General features: G+C 63.0%; 21 protein-coding genes and 2 pseudogenes. 15 read left to right on the top strand and 8 right to left on the bottom strand.

Translation table 11 applies throughout. The annotated features are described in order from the left end of the window. The first annotated feature begins 51 nt into the window (after nt 1-51). Both phaC and ACMGF5_RS11090 read left to right on the top strand, forming a co-directional pair. Complete coding sequence (gene phaC, locus ACMGF5_RS11095; protein WP_115273415.1) at nt 52-1,734, top strand: class II poly(R)-hydroxyalkanoic acid synthase; 1,683 nt, start codon at nt 52-54, stop codon at nt 1,732-1,734. A gap of 13 nt (nt 1,735-1,747) precedes the next feature. Then, entirely contained in the window at nt 1,748-2,362 is a 615-nt protein-coding gene (locus tag ACMGF5_RS11090) for a TetR/AcrR family transcriptional regulator (protein WP_196997369.1), read from the top strand. 124 nt (nt 2,363-2,486) lie between these two features. Here ACMGF5_RS11090 and ACMGF5_RS11085 read toward each other — a convergent pair whose 3' ends face one another. From ACMGF5_RS11085 to ACMGF5_RS11075, 3 genes are all read right to left on the bottom strand, one after another. Continuing rightward, entirely contained in the window at nt 2,487-3,251 is a 765-nt protein-coding gene (locus ACMGF5_RS11085; protein ID WP_115273413.1) for a phasin family protein, read from the bottom strand. A 10-nt stretch (nt 3,252-3,261) separates the two neighbouring features. Next, nucleotides 3,262-3,681: a phasin family protein gene (locus tag ACMGF5_RS11080; RefSeq protein WP_046785015.1), complete on the bottom strand. Its 420-nt coding sequence runs from the start codon at nt 3,679-3,681 to the stop codon at nt 3,262-3,264. Nucleotides 3,682-3,792: 111 nt separating this feature from the next. Beyond that, nucleotides 3,793-4,068, bottom strand: coding sequence for a polyhydroxyalkanoic acid system family protein (locus ACMGF5_RS11075; protein ID WP_046785014.1), 276 nt, complete (start codon nt 4,066-4,068; stop codon nt 3,793-3,795). Nucleotides 4,069-4,192: 124 nt separating this feature from the next. Between ACMGF5_RS11075 and ubiE the strand changes: the two genes are divergently transcribed. The 13 genes and pseudogenes from ubiE to ACMGF5_RS11010 all read left to right on the top strand — a co-directional run bounded on the left by ubiE (nt 4,193) and on the right by ACMGF5_RS11010 (nt 14,316). Further along, the gene (gene ubiE / locus ACMGF5_RS11070; protein WP_012312396.1) at nt 4,193-4,963 is read left to right on the top strand and encodes a bifunctional demethylmenaquinone methyltransferase/2-methoxy-6-polyprenyl-1,4-benzoquinol methylase UbiE; all 771 of its coding nucleotides are present in this window, start codon (nt 4,193-4,195) and stop codon (nt 4,961-4,963) included. Then, entirely contained in the window at nt 4,963-5,586 is a 624-nt protein-coding gene (locus ACMGF5_RS11065) for an SCP2 domain-containing protein (RefSeq protein WP_046785013.1), read from the top strand. Before ubiE ends, ACMGF5_RS11065 begins: the two co-directional genes overlap by 1 nt. Continuing rightward, nucleotides 5,583-7,202 (top strand): ubiquinone biosynthesis regulatory protein kinase UbiB, encoded by a 1,620-nt coding sequence (gene ubiB, locus ACMGF5_RS11060; RefSeq protein WP_115273412.1) that lies wholly within the window; start codon nt 5,583-5,585, stop codon nt 7,200-7,202. Before ACMGF5_RS11065 ends, ubiB begins: the two co-directional genes overlap by 4 nt. A 73-nt stretch (nt 7,203-7,275) precedes the next feature. Then, the gene (hisI, locus tag ACMGF5_RS11055) at nt 7,276-7,668 is read left to right on the top strand and encodes a phosphoribosyl-AMP cyclohydrolase (RefSeq protein WP_115273411.1); all 393 of its coding nucleotides are present in this window, start codon (nt 7,276-7,278) and stop codon (nt 7,666-7,668) included. 1 nt (nt 7,669) lies between these two features. Further along, nucleotides 7,670-8,005, top strand: a complete 336-nt coding sequence (locus tag ACMGF5_RS11050; RefSeq protein ID WP_046785010.1) for a phosphoribosyl-ATP diphosphatase — start codon at nt 7,670-7,672, stop codon at nt 8,003-8,005. Between the two features lie 25 nt (nt 8,006-8,030). Further along, nucleotides 8,031-8,303 (top strand): twin-arginine translocase TatA/TatE family subunit, encoded by a 273-nt coding sequence (locus tag ACMGF5_RS11045; RefSeq protein ID WP_012312391.1) that lies wholly within the window; start codon nt 8,031-8,033, stop codon nt 8,301-8,303. Nucleotides 8,304-8,306: 3 nt separating this feature from the next. Beyond that, nucleotides 8,307-8,681: a Sec-independent protein translocase protein TatB gene (gene tatB, locus ACMGF5_RS11040; RefSeq protein WP_115273409.1), complete on the top strand. Its 375-nt coding sequence runs from the start codon at nt 8,307-8,309 to the stop codon at nt 8,679-8,681. After that, complete coding sequence (gene tatC, locus ACMGF5_RS11035; RefSeq protein ID WP_012312389.1) at nt 8,678-9,469, top strand: twin-arginine translocase subunit TatC; 792 nt, start codon at nt 8,678-8,680, stop codon at nt 9,467-9,469. Before tatB ends, tatC begins: the two co-directional genes overlap by 4 nt. Next, a complete protein-coding gene (locus ACMGF5_RS11030; RefSeq protein ID WP_115273408.1) occupies nt 9,466-10,173 on the top strand; it encodes a 16S rRNA (uracil(1498)-N(3))-methyltransferase in 708 nt (235 codons plus the stop codon). Before tatC ends, ACMGF5_RS11030 begins: the two co-directional genes overlap by 4 nt. A gap of 100 nt (nt 10,174-10,273) precedes the next feature. Then, nucleotides 10,274-11,335, top strand: a pseudogene (locus ACMGF5_RS11025) (methyl-accepting chemotaxis protein); the annotation flags it as partial. After that, nucleotides 11,318-12,190 carry a methyl-accepting chemotaxis protein gene (locus ACMGF5_RS11020; RefSeq protein ID WP_410003549.1) on the top strand — a complete coding sequence of 291 codons (873 nt, stop codon included), beginning with the start codon at nt 11,318-11,320 and terminating at the stop codon, nt 12,188-12,190. The pseudogene ACMGF5_RS11025 and the gene ACMGF5_RS11020, both read left to right, overlap by 18 nt. 182 nt (nt 12,191-12,372) lie before the next feature. Then, nucleotides 12,373-13,458: pseudogene (locus ACMGF5_RS11015) on the top strand (methyl-accepting chemotaxis protein); the annotation flags it as partial. Then, the gene (locus tag ACMGF5_RS11010) at nt 13,444-14,316 is read left to right on the top strand and encodes a methyl-accepting chemotaxis protein (protein WP_410003548.1); all 873 of its coding nucleotides are present in this window, start codon (nt 13,444-13,446) and stop codon (nt 14,314-14,316) included. The pseudogene ACMGF5_RS11015 and the gene ACMGF5_RS11010, both read left to right, overlap by 15 nt. Nucleotides 14,317-14,397: 81 nt before the next feature. On the opposite strand, the gene ACMGF5_RS11005 is transcribed toward ACMGF5_RS11010, so the two are convergent. The 5 genes from ACMGF5_RS11005 to ACMGF5_RS10985 form a co-directional block, all read right to left on the bottom strand. Beyond that, the gene (locus tag ACMGF5_RS11005; RefSeq protein ID WP_012312385.1) at nt 14,398-15,132 is read right to left on the bottom strand and encodes an amino acid ABC transporter ATP-binding protein; all 735 of its coding nucleotides are present in this window, start codon (nt 15,130-15,132) and stop codon (nt 14,398-14,400) included. After that, nucleotides 15,125-16,087: an amino acid ABC transporter permease gene (locus ACMGF5_RS11000; RefSeq protein ID WP_012312384.1), complete on the bottom strand. Its 963-nt coding sequence runs from the start codon at nt 16,085-16,087 to the stop codon at nt 15,125-15,127. Before ACMGF5_RS11000 ends, ACMGF5_RS11005 begins: the two co-directional genes overlap by 8 nt. A 111-nt stretch (nt 16,088-16,198) precedes the next feature. After that, the gene (locus ACMGF5_RS10995) at nt 16,199-16,996 is read right to left on the bottom strand and encodes a transporter substrate-binding domain-containing protein (RefSeq protein WP_046785173.1); all 798 of its coding nucleotides are present in this window, start codon (nt 16,994-16,996) and stop codon (nt 16,199-16,201) included. 219 nt (nt 16,997-17,215) lie between these two features. Then, a complete protein-coding gene (gene mdoH / locus ACMGF5_RS10990; RefSeq protein WP_119688149.1) occupies nt 17,216-19,789 on the bottom strand; it encodes a glucans biosynthesis glucosyltransferase MdoH in 2,574 nt (857 codons plus the stop codon). Further along, nucleotides 19,782-21,461 carry a glucan biosynthesis protein G gene (locus ACMGF5_RS10985; RefSeq protein WP_239539342.1) on the bottom strand — a complete coding sequence of 560 codons (1,680 nt, stop codon included), beginning with the start codon at nt 21,459-21,461 and terminating at the stop codon, nt 19,782-19,784. Before ACMGF5_RS10985 ends, mdoH begins: the two co-directional genes overlap by 8 nt. Nucleotides 21,462-21,527: the final 66 nt, after the last annotated feature.

Below are 21,527 nucleotides of genomic sequence, written 5' to 3'. Positions count from 1 at the left end.
GCTGTTTGCTGTTGTTCTGTCCCGACCGTGGCCTGACGAAGGAGTGCTGCCATGAAAGACAAACCGGCCAAAGGAACGACAACGCTCCCCGCCATGAGCATGAACGCACAGAACGCGATCGTCGGCCTGCGCGGCCGCGACCTGATTTCCACGCTGCGCAATGTTGGCCGCCATGGCTTGCTCAACCCGTTGCATACCGCACGCCACCTGCTCGCCCTGAGCGGCCAGCTGGGGCGCGTGATGCTCGGCGACACACCCTATTCGCCAAGCCCGCGGGACGCGCGCTTCAGCGATCCTACATGGAGCCAGAACCCGTTTTACCGCCGTGGCCTGCAGGCCTATCTGGCCTGGCAGAAGCAGACCCGCCTGTGGATCGATGAAAGCCACCTGGACGACGATGACCGGGCCCGCGCGCATTTCCTGTTCAACCAGATCAACGACGCCCTGGCACCGAGCAACTCGTTGCTCAATCCGTTGGCGGTCAAGGAACTGCTCAATACCGGCGGGCAGAGCCTGGTGCGCGGCGTGGCCCACCTGCTCGATGACCTGCGCCACAACGACGGCCTGCCGCGCCAGGTGGACGAGCGCGCCTTCGAGGTGGGCGGCAACCTGGCCGCCACCCCGGGCGCTGTGGTGTTTCGCAACGAGATGCTGGAGCTGATCCAGTACAAGCCGATGAGTGAAAAACAGCACGCTCGGCCCTTGCTGGTGGTGCCGCCCCAGATCAACAAGTTCTATATCTTCGACATGCAGGCGACTAACAGCTTCGTCCAGTACATGCTCAAGAACGGTTTGCAGGTGTTCATGGTCAGCTGGCGCAACCCCGACCCGCGCCACCGCGAATGGGGCCTGTCCAGCTACGTTGAGGCACTTGAAGAGGCGCTCAACGCCTGCCGCAGCATCAGCGGCAACCGCGACCCCAACCTGATGGGGGCCTGCGCCGGCGGCCTGACCATGGCCGCGCTGCAGGGCCACCTGCAAGCCAAGCACCAACTGCGCCGGGTGCGCAGCGCCACCTACCTGGTCAGCTTGCTCGACAGCAAGTTTGACAGCCCCGCCAGCCTGTTCGCCGACGAGCAGACCATCGAAGCGGCCAAGCGCCGCTCTTACCAGCGCGGGGTACTGGATGGCAGCGAAGTGGCGCGGATCTTCGCCTGGATGCGGCCCAACGACCTGATCTGGAACTACTGGGTCAACAATTACCTGCTGGGCAAAACGCCCCCTGCTTTCGACATTCTCTACTGGAACGCCGACAGCACGCGACTGCCCGCTGCCCTGCATGGCGAACTGCTGGACTTCTTCAAGCTCAACCCGCTCACCCACCCCGCCGGGCTGGAAGTCTGCGGCACGCCCATCGACCTCAAGCAGGTCAACCTCGACAGCTTTACCGTGGCCGGCAGCAATGACCACATCACCCCATGGGATGCCGTGTACCGTTCGGCCCTGCTGTTGGGCGGCGAGCGACGGTTCGTGCTGGCCAACAGCGGGCACATCCAGAGCATCATCAACCCGCCCGGAAACCCCAAGGCCTACTACCTGGACAACCCCAGGCTATCGAGCGACCCGCGGGCCTGGTTCCACGATGCCAAGCGCAACGACGGCAGCTGGTGGCCCCTGTGGCTGGAATGGATAACCCCACGTTCCGGCCCGCTCAAGGCGCCGCGGGTGGAGCTGGGCAACGCAACCTACCCACCGCTGGGCCCCGCGCCAGGCACCTATGTCCTGACCCGATGAGCACAACGACTGGATGAAGACCCGCGACCGTATTCTCGAATGCGCCCTGCAGCTGTTCAACCAGCAGGGCGAGCCCAACGTTTCGACCCTTGAGATTGCCAACGAGCTAGGGATCAGCCCTGGCAACCTGTATTACCACTTCCACGGCAAAGAGCCTTTGATAATCGGCCTGTTCGAGCGCTTCGAAGAAGCGCTTGTGCCGCTGCTGGACCCGCCGCTGGAAGTGCGCCTGGATGCCGAGGACTACTGGCTGTTTCTGCACCTGATTGTCGAACGCATGGCCCAGTACCGCTTCCTGTTCCAGGACCTGTCGAACCTGACCGGTCGCCTGCCCAAGCTGGCGCGGGGCATGCGCAGCCTGATCAATGCGCTCAAGCGCACACTGGCGGCATTGCTGGCCAGCCTCAAGGGCCAGGGCCAGGTGGTCAGTGAGACGCAGGCACTGGGGCAACTGGTGGAGCAGATCACCCTGACGCTCATGTTTTCGCTGGATTACCAGCGGGTACTGGGGCGCGAGGGGGATGTAGGGATCGTGGTGTACCAGGTGATGATGCTGGTGGCGCCGCATCTGCAGGCGCCTGCGCGGGAGGCGGCGGAGCATTTGGCGGTGCGGTATCTGGAGGGGTAGATAGCTTACAAGGTGCTGGAGCTGGCCCCATCGCCGGCAAGCCGGCTCCCACACCTACCCTGCTGGCATTGAAACCAGCGGGGTACCTGTGGGCCGGCTTGCCGGCGATGAGGGCAACCCGGTGTCAGGCTTCAGCGCTCACCGGTGCCGACGGCGCGCTGCTGGCCGGTGCCGCGCTTGGCGACGGCGCTGCGGTAGCGGCCGGTGTGGCGCTGGCCGCTGGGGCTGCCGGTTTGGCGGCGGCGGGTTTGGCCGGCGCTTTTTTCACGGCGGGCTTCTTCGCCGCAGCGGGTTTGGCTGCAGGCTTGGCGGCAACCGGCTTGGCTGCAGGTTTCGCTGCTGGCTTGGCCGCAGCAGTCTTGGCCGCAGGTTTTGCCGCCGCGGTTTTCGCCGCAGGCTTCGCTGCTGCCTTGGCCAGCGGTTTGGCCGCAGTCTTGCTGGCTGCCGGTTTGGCTGCAGCAGCGCGCGAGGAGACCGGTGTGACCGAGGCGCCGGTCAGCTTCTCGATCTGCTTGGTCAGGCTATCGACCTGCTGGTGCAGGGCCTTGATCTCGTTCCGGCTTGGCACACCGAGGCGCGAAATGGCGCTGTTCAGGCGTTTGTCGAAGGCTTCTTCGAGCTCGCTCCACTTGCCCAGTGCGCGATCTTTCACGCCGGACACACGCGAAGTGGTCGAGGCCTTGGCGTTATCGGCGACATCCTCGGCGGTTTTCTTCGCCTGCTTCTCGGCCTTCTCGCCATCTTTCACCAGCGAGTCGAACAGCTTCGGGCCGTCCTGGTCGATCTTCGAATAGATACCCAGCCCTGCCAGCCAGATCTTGCGGGAGTACTTCTCGACCCCGCCGACCCAGGAGCTGCCGTCTTTGTCGGAATTCTTCTTGCCAGCCATCCTGCTCTCCTTATGGTTTGTGCGCGACGCGCTCAAGCAGCTCATGCAGCTGTTCAAGCTTGATGGACAACGCCTCAACGTCATGTTTAGACGGAATGCCGAGGCGATTCAAGGCGCGACCGACCCGCGCGTCGAAAGCCTTCTCGATCTTGTCGAGTTGAACTTCGACCTTGCCACGTACGCGGCTGACTTCTTCGCTCGCTTCGTCGATCTGGGTGTTGGCGGCATCGAGTTCTTTGTCGATGCGCTTCTTGCCACGTTTCTCGACCCCTTCACCGGCTTTTACCAGCTCCTGAAAGTAGTCCGAACCCTCCTGGCCAACACGGGCGTAAGCGCCGATGCCTGCCAGCCAGATCTTGCGCGCGTAGCCGCGCACCTCGCCCAGCGTGCTTTGGGCGTCATCCTTTTTCTTCACATTCACTTTGGCCATGCTCTATACCTCATGCTCATGAGTGGAGGGAGAAACCGCCCATGGAGGCTGGGCTTGAGCATAAGGTAATGAGTGAAATTAGAATCTTCACCCTAAGAGCAGCTGCAGCTTTCAGACCAGAGCCTTGTCCAGCGCCCGCTCGATCTCACTCTTGATGGTGCCGCTCATCATCGACAGCATCATGCCCAACTTCAATTCGACACGGATGCTGTCCTCGCCAATATGTACGCTGCCGTTGGCGCCGCTGCGGGCGACGTCCACACGGTCACCGTTCCAGGTGGCCTTGAGGTCGTATTCCTGGCTCAGTTTGTCCACCAGCGCTTGGGCCTTGGCACGGGCGGCCTCGCGACCGAGGGAGTGTTTGCGTTCGACGCTGATCTGGGTCATGCGGGTGTTCCTGGATATGAAGACATAATCGGCATTATGCCCGCCCCTGCCGCACGGTACACCCCGCCAAGACAAATGCGCCCGTTCGCCCTAGAATGGCGATAATTTTTTCCGGTGAAGCGATATGAACGACCAGCGCAAAGGCGAACACGCCGAACCCACCACCCATTTCGGTTACCAGGATGTGCCCGAGAGCCAGAAGGCGAAGAAAGTCGCCGAAGTGTTCCACTCGGTGGCTGCCAAGTACGACCTGATGAACGACGTGCTTTCCGGCGGCATGCACCGCCTGTGGAAGCGCTTCACCATCGAGCTGTCAGGTGTGCGTAGCGGCAATCGGGTGCTGGACATCGCCGGCGGCACGGGTGATCTGGCAGCCAAGTTCTCGCGCCTGGTCGGCCCTACCGGCCAAGTGGTGCTCGCCGACATCAACGACTCGATGCTCAAGGTGGGCCGCGACCGCCTGCTCGACCGTGGCGTTGCCGGCAACATCGAATTCGTCCAGGCCGATGCCGAGAAACTGCCATTCCCGGACAACCACTTCGACTGCGTGACCATCGCCTTCGGCCTGCGCAACGTCACCCACAAGGACGAAGCCATCCGCTCGATGCTGCGCGTGCTCAAGCCGGGCGGGCGCCTGTTGATCCTGGAGTTCTCCAAGCCGACCAACAAGCTGATGTCCAAGGCCTACGACGCCTACTCGTTCGCCTTCATGCCCCTGGCCGGCAAGCTGATCACCAATGACTCCGAGAGCTACCGCTACCTCGCCGAATCGATCCGCATGCACCCCGACCAGGAAACCCTCAAGGCCATGATGGTCGATGCCGGTTTCGACCGGGTCACCTACCACAACATGACCAGCGGCATCGTCGCCGTGCACCGGGGAATCAAGCCCTGATGTTGCTGGCAGGGCTGCTCGCCAGCGTCGAACATGGCCTGAACCGCGTCCTGCGCATGGACAGCACGGCATTGCCGCGGCTGGGCGCGCTGGAAGGCAAGGTCATCGAAATCGATTGTCGCCAGCCGGCCCTGCAAGTGTTCATCCTGCCCGATGAAGAGGGCCTGATGCTTGCCGCCCACTGGCAAGGCGAGGTCGACTGCAGCCTGCGCGCGCCAGCCGGTAGCCTGCTGCAACTGGCCGTGGCCAAGGACAAGACGGCCGTGCTGCATAGCCCTCAGGTCGAGCTGCATGGCGACAGTGCCGTGCTGCTCGACCTGTTCGGTGTGCTGCAAGACCTGGAGCTGGACTGGGAACACGAACTGCAACGCTGGCTCGGCCCGGTCGCCACCTCGCTGCTCGCCGGCCACGTGCGCCTGCGTGCACGCTGGACCCGCCAAGGCCTGGCACGCTTCAGCCAGAACCTGTCCGAGTACCTGGCCGAAGAGTCGCGCACCCTGGTAGGCAAGCGCGAAGCCGAAGCCGCCTTCAGCGAGCTCGATACCCTGAAGGTCGATCTAGAACGCCTCGAGGCGCGCCTGCAGCGCCTCTCCCGATCCCTTGATACCAGCGATAACGCATGAAGCTGCTCGCCGTCCGTCGTCTCTTTCGCATCCAGCGCGTGGTGATCCGCTACCGCCTCGATGACCTGCTCTTCGACCTGCCGCTGCCGTGGTGGCTGCGCAGCCTGCGCCTGCTGATGCCATGGCGCTGGTTGCCTCGCACACCCTCCGAACTCAGCCGGGGAGCCCGCCTGCGCCTGGCGCTTCAGGACCTGGGGCCGATCTTCATCAAATTCGGCCAGTTGCTGTCCACCCGCCGCGACCTGCTGCCCACCGACATCGCCGACGAGCTGATGCTGCTGCAGGACCGCGTACCGCCGTTCGACCCGAAACAGGCCGTGGCGCTGATCGAAAGCCAGCTTGGCGCCAAGGTGGGTGAGGTGTTCAGCCGCTTCGACGTCGAGCCGCTGGCCTCGGCCTCGGTGGCCCAGGTGCATGCCGCGCGCCTGAAGACCGGCGAGGAAGTGGTGGTCAAGGTAGTACGCCCGGGCCTCAAACCAGTGATCGCCCAGGACCTTGCCTGGCTGTTCCTGATCGCAAAAGGCGCCGAGCGGGCTTCGGCCGATGCCCGCCGCCTGCACCCGGTGGAAATCGTCGGCGACTACGAAAAAACCATCTACGACGAACTCGACCTGCTCCGCGAGGCGGCCAACGCCAGCCAGCTGCGGCGCAACTTCGAAGGCTCGGAGCTGATGTACGTGCCCCAGGTCTACTGGGACCTGTGCCGCCCCAAGGTGCTGGTGATGGAGCGCATCTACGGCGTGCCGGTGACCGACATGGCCACCCTGGCCGACCAGCGCACCGACATGAAACTGCTGGCCGAGCGCGGTGTGGAGGTGTTTTTCACCCAGGTGTTCCGCCACAGTTTCTTCCATGCCGACATGCACCCCGGCAATATCTTCGTCAGCACGGTCAAGCCGTGGAGCCCGCAATACATCGCCATCGACTGCGGCATCGTCGGCAGCCTCACCGCCGAAGACCAGGACTACCTGGCACGCAACCTGATCGCCTTCTTCAAGCGCGACTACCGCCGTGTCGCCGAGCTGCACATCGACTCGGGGTGGGTACCGGCGCACACCAAGGTCAATGAATTCGAAGCGGCCATCCGTACCGTGTGCGAGCCGATCTTCGAAAAACCGCTCAAGGACATTTCCTTCGGCCAAGTGCTGATGCGCCTGTTCCAGACTGCCCGGCGCTTCAACATGGAAGTCCAGCCGCAGTTGGTGCTGCTGCAGAAGACCCTGCTCAACATCGAGGGCCTGGGCCGCCAGCTGTACCCCGACCTTGACCTGTGGAGTACCGCCAAACCGTTCCTGGAACGCTGGATGCGCGAGCGCTACAGCCCCAAGGCCATGTTCGGCAACCTGTACAGCCAGGCCGAACAGCTGCCGCACCTGGCCGGCATGACCCGCGACCTGCTCGAACGTCTTTCCCAGCCGCACCTGCACGACCCGCAACTGCCGGAGCGGCGCCGCCAGGGCGACCGCTGGGCACTGCGCCTGCTCGGTGCCGGCCTGCTGGGTGGCGGTGCGGTGCTGGCCGCCGGCGCCGCCGAGGCCGCCAGCCTCGCCGCCCCGGCCGCCTGGCCGGCTTGGCTGATGCTGGCCGCAGGCCTTTACCTGATCGTGCGCCAATAGCCAGCCGCGCTGCTGGCTGGCACACTAGCGCAAAGGGCCCGGTACAGGAGCGGGCCCGGTTTTGGAGTCGACGATGAAAGAGTGGCTGGACGAGATCAAGTGGAGCAGCGACGGCCTGGTACCGGCGATCGCCCAGGACCACAAGACCGGACGCGTGCTGATGATGGCCTGGATGAACCGCGAATCGCTGGCCCTCACTGCCGCCGAGCAACGCGCCATCTACTGGTCGCGCTCGCGTGGCAAGCTGTGGCGCAAGGGCGAGGAATCGGGGCATGTGCAGAAGCTGCACGAAATGCGCCTGGACTGTGATGCCGACGTGATCATCCTGATGGTCGAGCAACTGGGCCATATCGCCTGCCATACCGGCCGTGAAAGCTGCTTCTACCGCGTCTTCGAAGACGGCCAGTGGAAAACCGTCGATCCGGTGTTGAAAGACCCGCATGCCATCTACAACGCAGGACACTGACATGAGCGACACCCTCAACCGCCTGGCCGAAGTGCTCGAAGAACGCAAGCACGCGGCCCCCGACAGCTCCTACGTGGCCAGCCTGTACCACAAGGGCCTGAACAAGATCCTCGAAAAGCTCGGCGAAGAGTCCGTCGAGACCATCATCGCTGCCAAGGACGCAGAGGTCAGCAAGGATTGCAGTGATGTCATCTATGAAACCGCCGACCTGTGGTTTCATAGCCTGGTCATGCTCAGTGCACTGGGCCAGCACCCACAAGCCGTGCTCGATGAACTGGAACGCCGCTTCGGCCTGTCCGGGCACGATGAAAAGGCCGCTCGCGAGCCCTCGGCCTGACCAAATAGCATTCTAGGAGAGCACCATGGGTATTTTTGACTGGAAACACTGGATCGTCCTGCTGGTCGTCGTCGTCCTGGTGTTCGGCACCAAGAAGCTGAAGAACTTCGGCAGTGACCTTGGCGAATCGATCAAGGGCTTCCGCAAAGCCATGAACGAAGAAGAAAGCAAACCCGCCGAGCAGACCCCACCGCCTGCCCAGCCGGTACCGCCGGTGCAGAACACCGCACAACAGCCACAGGGCCACACCATCGAGGGCCAGGCGCAACCGGTCCAAGAGCCGCAGCGGAAAGACTGAACCATGTTCGGCATGAGTTTCAGCGAGTTACTGCTCGTCGGCCTCGTCGCGCTGCTGGTGCTCGGCCCCGAGCGCCTGCCCGGCGCCGCGCGCACTGCAGGGCTGTGGATCGGCCGGCTCAAGCGCAGCTTCAATTCGATCAAGATGGAAGTCGAGCGCGAAATCGGTGCCGATGACATCCGCCGACAGTTGCACAACGAGCACATCCTGCAAATGGAACAGGAAGCCAAGCGCATCCTCAACCCGCTGACGCCGCCTGCCCAGCCACCCGCCGCTGTGGCCACCGAGCAGCCCGCCGCCACGCCAACATCGGCACCGGTAGCGCCGGCGCCTGCGCCTGAGCAGCCCGAACAGCCTCAACCGCCGCGAGCCCCATGAGCGAAAAACCGCAAGACGACCAGCCCATGCCGCTGGTCTCGCACCTGACCGAACTGCGCACCCGCCTGCTGCGCTGCGTGGCTGCCATCTTCCTGATTTTTGCCGGGCTGTTCTCCTTCGCCCAGCAGATCTACACCCTGGTCTCGGCGCCACTGCGCGAACACCTGCCGGCCAACGCCACGATGATCGCCACCGACGTGGCCTCGCCGTTCCTGACGCCGTTCAAGCTGACCATGATCGTTTCGCTGTTCCTGGCGATCCCGTTCATCCTGCAGCAGATCTGGGGTTTTATCGCGCCTGGCCTGTATCGCCACGAAAAGCGCATCGCCATTCCGCTGCTGGTGTCGAGCATCTTCCTGTTCTATGCCGGCATGGCCTTCGCCTACTTCCTGGTGTTCCCGCTGATCTTCGGCTTCTTCGCCAGCGCCACGCCGGAAGGCGTGTCGATGATGACCGACATTTCCAGTTATCTGGACTTCGTCATGACGTTGTTCTTCGCCTTCGGTGTTGCCTTCGAGATCCCGGTAGCGGTGGTGCTGCTGGTGTGGATCGGCGTGGTCGACGTGCAATACCTGAAGAAAATCCGCCCCTACGTGATCATCGGCTGCTTCGTGGTCGGCATGATCCTGACCCCGCCCGACATCTTCTCGCAGACCTTGCTCGCCGTGCCCATGTGGCTGCTGTTCGAGATCGGCGTGCTGTGTGGCAGCCTGATCCGCAAGCGCAGCCACGCCGAAGATGACACGGCAAACGACCCCAACGACCAGCCACCAGCGACCCAGCCGTGAACCTGTTGCTTCTTGAAGAGGCCGACTTCGTGTCGGCCGACCGCGTCGTCCTTGCCGATCGGCGCTTCACCCATATGCAGGAGATTCACCGCGTGGTGGTGGGCGACAGCCTGCGCGTGGGCCGCATCAATGGCCTGATGGGCACCGCCACCGTGGTACGTCTGGCACAGCACGAAGCCGAGCTTGAAGTCGGCTTCGACCAGCCGCCGCCGGCCAAGCTGCCGCTGACCCTGGTGCTGGCCGTGCCGCGGCCAAAAATGCTGCGCAGGCTGTTCCAGACCGTCGCCACACTGGGCGTACAGCGGTTGATCCTGGTCAACAGCTACAAGGTCGAAAAAAGCTTCTGGCAGACGCCGTTCCTCAACCCCGAGAGCATCCGCGACAACCTGATACTGGGCCTGGAACAGGCCCGCGACACGGTGCTGCCCGAGGTGGTCATCGAAAAACGCTTCAAACCGTTCGTCGAAGACCGCCTGCCCGCCATCGCCGACGGCACCCTGGGCCTGGTTGGCCACCCCGGCCCCTACCCCGCGTGCCCGCGCGCCGTCGAAGGCCCGGTGACACTGGCCATTGGCCCCGAGGGCGGCTGGATCCCCTACGAAGTCGAGTTGCTGGGCAAAGCAGGGCTCGCGCCAGTGCAGTTGGGTGACCGCATCCTGCGTGTGGAAACCGCCGTAACAGCCTTGCTTTCAAGGATTTTCTGACAAACGGGTCAGGATTTTCCCATCAAGTTTCCCCGGCGCAGGCCGATGCCTAGGCAACACAACAATAATCCGTGCTGCCAAGTTTACCGGGGAGTCGAACATGTTCCGATGGGTTACCGAAACGCTGGGAAATGTGAGCGTCAATCGCAAACTGGGGCTGGGCTTTGGCCTGGTACTGTTACTGACTCTGGCCATCACCTTCACTGGCTGGCAAGGCATGAACAGCATCATCGACCGTGGTGACAAGCTGGGCAATATCTCGGTCATCAGCCAGGGCACCCAGGAACTGCGCATCGCGCGTCAGCATTACCAGCGCGATCGCAACGAAGCGGCGATCGGCGAACTGGAAAAAGCCCTCGCTGGCCTCGACCGCCAGATCAGCCTCATGCTCGGCCAGATCGAGCAACCCGTCGATCATCAGCGCCTGCAGCAACAGCAGGAGGCGGTGCGCAAATATCAGCAAGCTTTCGCCGACCTCAAGCAGGCCGGGCAACGACGCGAAGCCAGCCGAAGCGCACTGGGTGACAGTGCCGACAAGGCAGCCGAGCTTATCAGCAGGGTGCAAGAGCGCCTGCTGCAAGCCGGCGATATCACGCCCTACCAGAGCACGGTAGAGGTCAGTGCCCTGCTACAGCAAGCACGCTTCCAGGTGCGCGGCTACACCTACAGTGGCGAAGCGAACTACCAGCAGACTGCGCTCAACGCCATCGACCAGGCCATGACCAACCTCAAGGCGCTACCGGCCAAGCTGCCCGCCGAATATGCCGCCAGCCTCGATGACTCGATGTCGGCCCTCGCCGCTTACCGCGATGCGGTCAACCAGTTCGGTAGCGCGCAATCGGCCAGTGATCAGGCCCTGCAGGTGATGACTGATCAAGGCACCGTGCTGATGGATAACAGCCAGAAGATGACGGTTTCACAGACCGAAGTCCGCGATGCAGGCTCGCGCAAGGCAAAAACCTTGCTTGCCTCTGCCACGGCACTGGCGTTGGTACTGGGCCTGCTCGCGGCCTGGGCCATCACTCGGCAGATCATCGTCCCGCTGCGCCAGACACTGGCCGCCGCCGAGCGCGTGGCCAACGGCGACCTGCGCCAGGACCTTCTGGCAACCCGCCGCGACGAGCTGGGGCAGTTGCAGGCCAGCATGCAGCGCATGACCCAAGGCCTGCGCGAACTGATCGGTGGTATCGGTGACGGTGTCACGCAGATAGCCAGCGCCGCCGAAGAGCTTTCGGCGGTAACCGAGCAGACCAGCGCCGGGGTCAACAACCAAAAGGTCGAAACCGACCAGGTGGCCACTGCCATGAACGAAATGGCGGCCACCGTGCATGAAGTGGCACGCAATGCTGAGCAAGCCTCGGAGGCGGCCCTCATGGCGGATCAGCAGGCGCGTGAAGGTGATCGGGTTGTCAGCGAAGCGGTGGCGCAAATCGAGCGCCTGGCCGGTGAAGTGGTCAACTCCAGCGAGGCGATGAACCAGCTCAAGGCCGAAAGCGACAAGATCGGCAGCGTGCTGGATGTGATCAAGTCGGTGGCCCAGCAAACCAACCTGCTGGCCCTCAATGCGGCCATCGAAGCGGCGCGGGCCGGTGAGGCCGGCCGTGGCTTTGCCGTGGTCGCCGACGAAGTGCGCAGCCTGGCGCAGCGTACCCAGCAGTCCACCGAAGAGATCGAAGAGCTGATTGCCGGTTTGCAAAGCGGAACGCAGCGAGTGGCCAGCGTGATGGACGCCAGCCGCCAGCTCACCGACAGCAGCGTCGAGCTGACCCGCCGCGCCGGCACTTCGCTGGAGACCATCACCCGAACCGTGTCGTCGATCCAGGCGATGAACCAGCAGATCGCCACGGCCGCCGAACAGCAGAGTGCGACCGCCGAGGAGATCAACCGCAGCGTGATCAATGTGCGGGATATCTCCGACCAGACTTCGGCGGCGAGTGAGGAGACGGCCAGCTCCAGTGTCGAGCTTGCGCGGCTGGGCACACACCTGCAGAACCTGGTTGGCCGTTTCAGGCTTTAAGCCCACGCCAGCCCTGTCGCAAACGAGCTGCCGACAGGGCTGGTACTAATTCCTACATGCGCTACTGAAGTTTCCTACCTTATTTTCAGGTCAAGTCCTACAAGCCATCCGCCGATGGGCAGGAGTGCCATGCCGGCAAAGCGCCAGCGTGGCTTACCCACTCAACTGGATGGAGACTTGCCATGTTCAGCTACCTCAACCGCAGGATTGGCAACATCAGTGTCGGCGCCAAGCTCGCCTTGGGTTTCGCCGTAGTGCTGCTGCTAACCTTGGCCACCGCGGTCAGTGGCTGGCGCGCTCTGGACGGCGCCATTACCCGCTCGGAACAGCTCAGCGAAATTGGCCGGATCAATGATCTGGTCAAGGATCTGCGTGCCGAGCGCATTACCTATAGGGTGCTGGCCGATGATGCCAGCAAGGCGCAGATAAGCAGCATCCTGCAACAGCTCGACGGCATGCTGACGACACTGCAACAACGCAGTGGTGTCGACGAGTCACGCCAGATACTCACCCAGAAGCTGCAACTGCTGCAGCGGCTGAACGACAACTTTGCCAGCTTGCAGCGTACCGTCGAAAGCCGACGTGGGTTGCGCGAGGCAATGCAGGCGCAAGAACAGAAGCTCAACGGCGTCATCGACGAACTGGAAACCCAGGCCCTGCTGAAGATGCCCGCCGACAGCCAACAAAGCGGCCTGCTAGGCCTGATGGACAGCCTCACCCGGCATGTGGACGGCGCCAACCAGCAGAGCCTGGTGCCGGCGTACACCTTCTCGCCGCTGGAGGACTTCGCCAAGGTTGGCGAGGCGGCGCTGGATGCTGCCGACAAAAGCCTTGGGCAGTTGATCCAGGCACTTGCCCCCTTGGGCCTTTCGCGAGCAGTGATGGAACAACCTGGCGTGGAACTGGGGAAATACCGCGCCAGCCTCGAGCAGTACCGACGCGCCGCCTTGAGTGTCGAGCAGTTGCAAAGCGAAATGGAGCAGATGGGCAACGAACTGCGTGCTGTGAGCCTGGAGTTGGGTGAAAGGAAGGTCGAGCAGCGCGACAGCGAAGCACTGGCCGCCCGCTCGCTGTTGACCAGCGTTGCGGTACTGGCCTTGCTGGTGGGCGTAGCAGCCGGCTGGCTGATCACCTTGCAGATCACCCAGCCGCTACGCCAGACCCTGGCGGTGGCAGCGCGCATCGCCCGGGGTGACCTGAGCCAGGTGGAGCCTGTGGGTCGTCGTGACGAAATGGGCCAGCTGCAGGCCAGCATGCAGGAAATGACCCTGAGCCTGCGCAAGCTGATCGGCGGTATCGATCAAGGTGTTGGCCATTTGTCTCAGGCCGCCACACAACTGGCTGCCAGCAGCGAGGACACCAAGCTGCGCATCAGCCAGCAACGTGAGGAAACCGATCAGGTCGCCACTGCCATGAACCAGATGAGCGCCACGGTCCAGGAAGTCGCGCAAAACGCCGAACAAGCTTCATTGGCGGCAACCAACGCCGACCAGCAGGCCCAGCAGGGCGATGAGGTGGTGACTGAAGCCATTGGCCGTATCGAGCAACTGGCCAGGCAAATGGACGACTGCCTGGCAGCTATGCAGCATCTGGCGGGCGAAAGCCAGCGCATTGGCAGCATTCTCGATGTGATCAAGTCGGTCTCCGAGCAAACCAACCTGTTGGCGCTCAACGCTGCCATCGAGGCTGCCCGAGCAGGTGAGGCCGGCCGTGGTTTTGCCGTGGTGGCTGACGAAGTGCGCGGCTTGGCGCAGCGTACACAGCAGTCCACGGAGGAGATCGAGCAATTGATCGAAAGCTTGCACAACGGCACCGACGAGGTGACCAGCCTGCTCGACAACAGCAAGCGCCTGACCGAGCAAAGTGTCGAGCTGAGCCGCAAGGCCGGGGATGCCTTGAGCCAGATCACCGATACGGTGTCGAGCATCCAGGGCATGAACCAGCAGATTGCCACGGCCAGCGAGCAACAGAGTGTGGTGGCCGAACAGATAAACCGCAGTGTGATCAGCGTGCGCGATGCCTCGGACCAGACCAGTGCGGCCAGTGAACAAACGGCAGCTTCAAGCGGCGAGCTGGAGCAGCTGGGCCAGCAGCTGCGAGGTATGGTCGGGCGTTTCAGCCTCTGAAAGCTTCAAGCCACAAGCTAAAGCCGAACGCTATGGACCGCCCATCACCGCCCGGCTTTAGCTTGCAGCTTGCAGCTGCTTTCAGAGCACTTGGCGCAGGAACGCTTGCGCCCGCGGATCCTTCGGCGAGGCAAAGAACGCCGCAGGCGCCGAATCCTCCAGCAACTTGCCGTGATCGAAGAACAGCACGCGGTCGGCCACTTCGCGGGCAAAACCCATTTCATGGGTCACGCAGACCATGGTCATGCCTTCCTGGGCCAGTGTCTTCATCACGTCCAGCACTTCACCGACCATTTCCGGGTCGAGCGCGGAGGTCGGCTCGTCGAACAGCATCACCTTGGGTTCCATCGCCAGCGCACGGGCAATCGCCACCCGTTGCTGCTGACCACCGGAAAGCCGCGAGGGGTACTCATTGGCCTTCTCCGAGATACCCACCTTTTCCAGCAACGCCCGCGCCTTGGCCTCACGCTCTGCCTTGCCACGCTTGCGCACGACCTTCTGCGCCAGGCACAGGTTTTCCAGCACCGTCATGTGCGGGAACAGGTTGAAATGCTGGAACACCATGCCGACTTCGCGGCGGTAGGCGTTGATGTCGGTTTTCGGGTCTTCCAACCGCAGCCCGTTGATGGCCACATGGCCCTCGTCGAAATGCTCCAGGCCGTTGAGGCAGCGCAGGAAGGTCGACTTGCCGGACCCCGACGGGCCAAGCACCACGACCACTTCACCCTTGGCCACCTGGGTGGTGACGTTGTCCACCGCACGCACTACCTGGCCTCGGGTGTCGAACACTTTCAAAAGGTCACGGACTTCAATCACTTTGCGCAAGCCTCCGCTCGAGCCGGCTGGCCAGATGCGACAGCGGCAGGTTGATCAGCAGGTACAGGCCTGCCACGCAGAACCAGATCTCGAATGTCGAGAACGAAGTGGTGATGGCCTCACGGCCGCTCTTGGTCAGTTCGGTGATGGCGATCACCGAGACCAGCGAGGTGTCCTTGACCAGGCTGATGAACTGCCCGGCCAGCGGAGGCAGTACGCGTTTGAACGCCTGCGGCAGGATCACGTGGCGCATCGACTGGCTGGCGTTAAGCCCGAGCGAGCGGGCCGCCTCATTCTGCCCCTTGGCGATCGACTGCACGCCGGCCCGCACGATCTCGGCCACGTAAGCACCGGTGAACAGCGCCAGCGCTGCCACCCCGGCGAACTCACGGGACAGGTTGAGCACGGTACCGATGAAGAAGTAGAAGATGAATATCTGCACCAGCAGCGGCGTGCCGCGCACCAGTTCGACATAGACGGTCGACAGGTCGCGCAGGGTCGGGTTGTTCGACAACCGGCACAACCCGGCAAACAGGCCGATCACCAGGCCCAGCGCCCCGGACACTACCGAGATCCACAATGTGGTCCACAGGCCCCAGGCCAGTGGGCCAGCAGCCCAGTGACGGGTGACGCCGACCTGATCACCTTCGGCCACATCGTCACCGCGGCTCAGTTGCAGGCTGTCCTTGGCCACATCGAGCACCTGCTCACCGCCGTTCTCATCCTTGAGCGTAACGCGGGCGTTATCGCCGGAGACGACGATGTCCTGCACCGTGCCGTAATCGCTGGCACGCTGCACGTCCTCGGCCTTGTAGGCAAAGTATTGTGGTACGCGGTTCCAGCGCCACTCGTAGGAAATCATCGAGGTGGCCAGGTACAGGCTGATCGCCAGGCCCACCAGGACCAGCGCCGTCAGCGCATGCCAGGGCCATTGGGCTTTCTTGTGTTTGATCACGGGGTTACTCCAGAAAGCGGCAAGCCGCAAGCCACAAGCTGCAAGGAAAAGCAGCCCGCGTATTGGCCCACCTCCTCTTGCAGCTTGCAGCTTGCGGCTTGAAGCTACTTCTTATTCCATTTCCTTCAGCCAGTCCTTGTTCTTGAACCACTTGTCGTGGATACGATCGTAGGTCCCGTCATGCTTGATCTGGTGCAGGAAGTTGTTGATGAAGTTGATGCTGTCGTAATCGCCCTTCTTCAAGCCGAATGCCAGCGGCTCGTAGGTGAAGGGCTCGTCGAGGAACAGCAGCTTGCCGGCACCGGCCTTGTCGACCGCCACCACGTTGTACGGCGCATCGTAGACAAAGGCATCAGCCTTGCCGTTGACCACGTCCATCACCGCTTCCTGCTCATTGTCGTAGCCATGGTACGTGGCCTTGGCGATCAGCTTCTTGGCGACCATCTCGCCGGTGGTACCGAGCTTGGAGGTGATGCGGTACTTCTCGTTGTTCAGGTCTTTGTACGACTTGATCTCGCCAGCCAGATCCTTGCGGATCAGCAGGGTCTGGCCAACCACGATGAACGGTTCGCTGAAGTTCAGGCGCAGGTTGCGTTCCTGGGTCAGGGTCATGCCGCTGCCGATCATGTCGAACTTGTCGGTCAGCAGGGCCGGGATGATGCCGTCATAGGCGGTGGAGACGGTCTCCAGCTTGACGCCCATGGATTTGGCCATGGCTTTGAGAATATCGACTTCGAAGCCGATGATTTCGCCGCGCTTGTTGGTCATCTGGAACGGCATGTAGGTCGGGTCCATGCCCACCCGCAAGGTACCGCGCTTGACCGCGTCGTCGATGGCACCGGCCTGGGCCGAGGCCACCGCGACCAGCGCCGTGACGCCGACCAGCAGCCGCGAAAGGTATTTCTTCATCATCACCAAGTCCCCTAGCAAGAAAAGTAGCGAATCTTATTGTTGGCACGGCCGTACCGGCCGGCATGGCTTATCGGAGAGGGATGCTAACGCATGGCGGCCCTAGGACCTAGAGCCGGGGGGGACTTTGTTGGCCAAAATCCGAGGGGATGAGAAAGATTGGAAAACCCTGTCGCCGGCAAGCCGGCGAAAGGGCCGCATAGCGGCCCCTAGGGTAGATCAGGCGCCAACCAGGCTAGGTTGTGCCTCGTCCGCCGGGTGCAACGGCAACAACGGCGAATGTGGGTCGTTGTTGATCGATGCACGCCACACGTCGATCCAGGCGGCATTGTGCTCGGCCCATACCTGCGCATGCAGGCGCGCCAAGGCTACCGGGTCGCTCAGCAAGGCAAGGCGAGTACCCAGGTCCAGCCCCTCGGGCCCGACCTCGATCGCTTTGGCAAGGCGCTCGGCGCGCATCGCCTCGATCGGTGCTGCCTGGCCATGACGGGCAGTGGCCATGGCACAGGCCAAGGCGTTCTGCCGAGGGTCGACCACAGCGCGGACAAAGCCGTCGTGCAGGGCGTGCCAGCGGTTCTCGTGGGTGTACTGGTCGGTGGCGAGCAGCTCCTGGGGCGTTGCGTACTCCTCAGGGATCAGGAACAGCTTCTCGTCCTTGGCCGCCAGGCCCAGGCGTGTGCGGCTGGAGATCACCGAAACGGGGATCGACAGCACCAGCGAACCAACGATCGGCGCCAGCCACCACAGGAAGCTCGGGTTCAGCCACGCCACCAGCGCCGCCCAGGCAATACCCAACAGGGTTTGCGGGCCGTGGCGACGTACCGCCTCGCTCCACGGGGTGGAGTCGTCGTCACGCTGCGGCGAGTTCCAGGTCGCAGCCCAGCCGAGGAATGCGGCCAGCACGAAGCGGGTGTGGAAGATCATCCGCACTGGCGCCAGCAGCATGGAGAACAGCATCTCCATCAGCATCGACAAGGTGACCTTGAACCGCCCGCCGAACTCGACCGCGCCCTTGGCCCAGATCAGGATGATACTGAGCAGCTTGGGCAAGAACAGCAGCACGATGGTGGTGGAGAACAGCGCGACGGCCTTCTCCGGGTGCCACTGCGGCCACAGCGGGTAGAGCTGGTACGGCTCGATGAAGTATTGCGGCTCCATCAGCGTGTTGGTTGCCAGCAGCGCGGTCGACAGCACCAGGAAGAAGAACCACAGCGGCGCCGACAGGTAAGACATCACGCCCGTGAGGAACACCGCACGGTGCACCGGGTGCATGCCCTTGACCAGGAACAGGCGGAAGTTCATCAGGTTGCCGTGGCACCAGCGGCGGTCGCGCTTGAGCTCGTCGAGCAGGTTCGGCGGCAGCTCTTCATAGCTGCCCGGCAGGTCATAGGCAATCCACACGCCCCAGCCGGCACGGCGCATCAGCGCCGCTTCGACGAAGTCGTGGGAAAGGATCGCGCCGGCGAAAGCGCCCTTGCCAGGCAACGGCGCCAGGGCGCAGTGCTCGATGAAAGGCTTCATGCGAATGATCGCGTTGTGGCCCCAGTAGTGCGACTCGCCCAGTTGCCAGAAGTGCAGGCCGGCGGTGAACAGCGGGCCGTAGACGCGGGTGGCGAACTGCTGCATGCGCGCATACAGCGTGTCCATACCCGAGGCTTTGGGCGCGGTCTGGATGATGCCAGCGTCCGGATTGGCCTCCATCAGGCGTACCAGGCTGCTCAGGCACTCGCCACTCATGACGCTGTCGGCGTCGAGCACGACCATGTACTTGTATTCGCCACCCCAGCGACGGCAGAAGTCGTCGAGGTTGCCGCTCTTGCGCTTCACGCGGCGGCGGCGGCGGCGATAGAAGATGCGGCCGAAGCCTTTGGTCTCGCGGCACACGTCCAGCCAGGCCTGTTGCTCGGCCACGGCAATGTCAGTGTCGTTGGTATCGCTGAGCACGAAAAAATCGAAACGGTCGAGGTTGCCGCTGGCGGCGACCGACTCGAAGGTCGCCCGCAGCCCTGCGAACACGCGCGGCACGTCTTCGTTGCAAATAGGCATCACCAGCGCGGTACGTGCTTCAGGAGCGATCGGCTCGCTGCCGGCACTGCTGCCGGAGATACGGTATTTGTCGCGGCCGGTGAGCAACTCGAGGAAGCCCATCAGCGCCGTCCAGAAGCCCGCCGACACCCAGCAGAAGAGGATGCCGAAGAGGATCAGGATGGACGTTTGCAACGCGTACGGCCAGACCTGCACTACGGTATCCCACAACGGCTGGTTGACCACTTCGTCGAGGTCGACGAACGACCAGCCCTGGTAAGGCAGGATGCCCTTCATGTACCAGCCGGCGACGAGCGTCTGGCCGATCATGAGGGTCAGCAGGATATAGCGGCGAATCGAGCCGACCGTGCGCCAGCGCGCCAGCGGCAACTCGCGCTTTGGCGGCTGCGGCGCGTTGGGGCGGCCGGTCATGCGCCGCCACATGCGGATCAGCACATTGGTGCGCCATGGCTCGGGCACGACCCGGGTACGCTTGATCGGCGGTGCGATCTTCAGGCAAAGCCGGCCGCTGCCGTCGACGCCAAGCATCTGGGCATCTTCCAGTTCGGCCGCGCTGCCTACAGTCAGGCGCGGGCCCACCGAGGCCTGCACGGCCTCAGTGGTGGTGGCGGTCGCATTGCCCGCCAGGCGTTGGTGCAACTCACTGAACGAGGTGCAACTGGCGAGTTCCGCGCGCTGCTCATCGCTCAGTGGGAGGTGGGCCAGGTACTCGCCAAGCGATTCCGGCCTTGCGCTTGAGTTACTCATCGGCAGGCAACTGATAGCTCCAGGTCTCGGTCAGCACTTTTTCGGTGGTGGCCGGGGTCCCGTTGGTGGATGCCGCATCGGCGGCAGGTTGTTCGGCCTTGGCAGGTTGCTCGGCCTTGGCGGCTTTTTCAGCCTTGCCATGCTTGGCTGCGGTCTTGTCGTGTTTGGTTTCTTCGGCAGGCTTGGCTGCTTCGACCGGAACATCGCTGACCAGTGCGGCCCGCATCTCGGTAGCCTTCTTGGCTTCCTTGATCTTCAACCGCAAAGTCAGGCGCCAGCCCTTGGTCTCTGGGTTATAGCGCAGATTGTTCTCGACCACTTCTGCGTTGTCGCCGACGCTGATCTGGCTGCGTACCGCGGCGTCTTCCGGCAGGGCGGCCAAGGCCGGGCCGGCGAAGTCGACCAGGAACGCTACGCTACCGTCTGGTTGACGGATCAGGTTGGACTGCTTGACGTCACCGGTGGAACGCATGGTCTGGGTAACCGAACCCAGCTCCTGGGCCTGGAAACGCGACTCGTCGATGGTCCAGTGCATGCGGTAGTCGTACTCGAACGGCTTGCCCGGCTCCGGCAGGGTTTCTGGGCTCCAGAAGGCAACGATATTGTCGTTGGTTTCGTCGGCAGTCGGGATCTCGACCAGATCGACGGTGCCTTTGCCCCAGTCGCCCTTAGGCTCGATCCAGGCGCTCGGACGCTTCTGGTAGTTGTCGTCGAGGTCTTCGTAATCCTTGAAATCGCGATGACGCTGCATCAGGCCGAAACCGCGCGGGTTCTCGACGCTGAAGTTGCTCACCGACAGGTGTTTGGGGTTGTTCAGCGGGCGCCACAGCCACTCGCCGTTACCGGCGTGGATCGACAGGCCTTCGGAGTCATGCAGGGCCGGGCGATAGTTCATGACCTTGGAGGGCTGGTTAGGGCCGAACAGGTACATGCTGGTCAGCGGCGCGATGCCCAGACGGCTGACGTGGTCACGCAGGAACACGCGGGACTGCACATCGACCACGGTATCGTTGCCCGGGCGCAGGATCAGCTTGTAGGCACCGGTTGAGCGCGGCGAATCCAGCAAGGCGTAGATCACCAGGTGCTTGTCGGCCGGCTTGGGTTTCTCGACCCAGAATTCGGTGAACCGCGGGAACTCTTCGCCCGACGGCAGCGCGGTGTCGATGGCCAGGCCACGGGCCGACAGACCGTACACATGCCCTTTGCCGACCACACGGAAATAACTGGCCCCCAGCAGGGTCATGATTTCATCCTGCTTGTCGGCCTTGTTGATCGGGTAAAGCACGCGGAAACCGGCGTAGCCCAGGTTCTTGGTGGTATCCGGGTCGTGGGGCACGTCGCCGAACTCGAAACGGTTCGGGTCGTACTTGATTTCCTCGACGGTGGTGGCGGTGACTTCGTTGATTTTCACCGGCGTGTCGAAGTGCATGCCCTGGTGGTAGAAGGACAGCTTGAACGGCGTCTTGTCCTTGGCCCACTCGGCCTTTTCCTGCAGGAAGCGAATCTTCTGGTAGTCGGCGAACTTCATGTCGCGGAAGACTGCCGGCAGATTGCTTTTCGGTGCTTCGTACTTCTGGCCGGCGAGATCCTTTGCCTTGGCTGCAACATCGTCAAGATTGAATGCCCACAGCTGGCCCGCGCTCATCAGGCCGACCAGTGCGGCACTGGCCATCAGGGCCTTGCGCAGCCGATTGCCGGGGATTCTAGATGCTTTATGGGGACTAACAATCACGAGCAA

Source organism: Pseudomonas sp. BNK-15, assembly GCF_047456105.1.
GTDB lineage: Bacteria > Pseudomonadota > Gammaproteobacteria > Pseudomonadales > Pseudomonadaceae > Aquipseudomonas > Aquipseudomonas putida_E.
The sequence above is the reverse complement of the archived record's forward strand: the minus strand, read 5'-3'. Positions and strand labels throughout refer to the sequence as shown.

What these genes read in the sequence shown, in the direction of transcription:
- ACMGF5_RS11010 (WP_410003548.1), top strand. Translation starts at nt 13,444, where the DNA reads ATGCAGGAAATGACCCTGAGCCTGCGCAAGCTGATCGGCGGTATCGAT.
- ACMGF5_RS11080 (WP_046785015.1), bottom strand. Translation starts at nt 3,681, where the DNA reads ATGGCCAAAGTGAATGTGAAGAAAAAGGATGACGCCCAAAGCACGCTG.
- hisI (WP_115273411.1), top strand. Translation starts at nt 7,276, where the DNA reads ATGAAAGAGTGGCTGGACGAGATCAAGTGGAGCAGCGACGGCCTGGTA.
- phaC (WP_115273415.1), top strand. Translation starts at nt 52, where the DNA reads ATGAAAGACAAACCGGCCAAAGGAACGACAACGCTCCCCGCCATGAGC.
- ACMGF5_RS11085 (WP_115273413.1), bottom strand. Translation starts at nt 3,251, where the DNA reads ATGGCTGGCAAGAAGAATTCCGACAAAGACGGCAGCTCCTGGGTCGGC.
- ACMGF5_RS10985 (WP_239539342.1), bottom strand. Translation starts at nt 21,461, where the DNA reads ATGGCCAGTGCCGCACTGGTCGGCCTGATGAGCGCGGGCCAGCTGTGG.
- mdoH (WP_119688149.1), bottom strand. Translation starts at nt 19,789, where the DNA reads ATGAGTAACTCAAGCGCAAGGCCGGAATCGCTTGGCGAGTACCTGGCC.
- ACMGF5_RS11050 (WP_046785010.1), top strand. Translation starts at nt 7,670, where the DNA reads ATGAGCGACACCCTCAACCGCCTGGCCGAAGTGCTCGAAGAACGCAAG.
- ACMGF5_RS11020 (WP_410003549.1), top strand. Translation starts at nt 11,318, where the DNA reads ATGCAGCGCATGACCCAAGGCCTGCGCGAACTGATCGGTGGTATCGGT.
- tatC (WP_012312389.1), top strand. Translation starts at nt 8,678, where the DNA reads ATGAGCGAAAAACCGCAAGACGACCAGCCCATGCCGCTGGTCTCGCAC.
- ACMGF5_RS11045 (WP_012312391.1), top strand. Translation starts at nt 8,031, where the DNA reads ATGGGTATTTTTGACTGGAAACACTGGATCGTCCTGCTGGTCGTCGTC.
- ubiE (WP_012312396.1), top strand. Translation starts at nt 4,193, where the DNA reads ATGAACGACCAGCGCAAAGGCGAACACGCCGAACCCACCACCCATTTC.
- ACMGF5_RS11065 (WP_046785013.1), top strand. Translation starts at nt 4,963, where the DNA reads ATGTTGCTGGCAGGGCTGCTCGCCAGCGTCGAACATGGCCTGAACCGC.
- ACMGF5_RS11075 (WP_046785014.1), bottom strand. Translation starts at nt 4,068, where the DNA reads ATGACCCAGATCAGCGTCGAACGCAAACACTCCCTCGGTCGCGAGGCC.
- ACMGF5_RS11090 (WP_196997369.1), top strand. Translation starts at nt 1,748, where the DNA reads ATGAAGACCCGCGACCGTATTCTCGAATGCGCCCTGCAGCTGTTCAAC.
- tatB (WP_115273409.1), top strand. Translation starts at nt 8,307, where the DNA reads ATGTTCGGCATGAGTTTCAGCGAGTTACTGCTCGTCGGCCTCGTCGCG.
- ubiB (WP_115273412.1), top strand. Translation starts at nt 5,583, where the DNA reads ATGAAGCTGCTCGCCGTCCGTCGTCTCTTTCGCATCCAGCGCGTGGTG.
- ACMGF5_RS10995 (WP_046785173.1), bottom strand. Translation starts at nt 16,996, where the DNA reads ATGAAGAAATACCTTTCGCGGCTGCTGGTCGGCGTCACGGCGCTGGTC.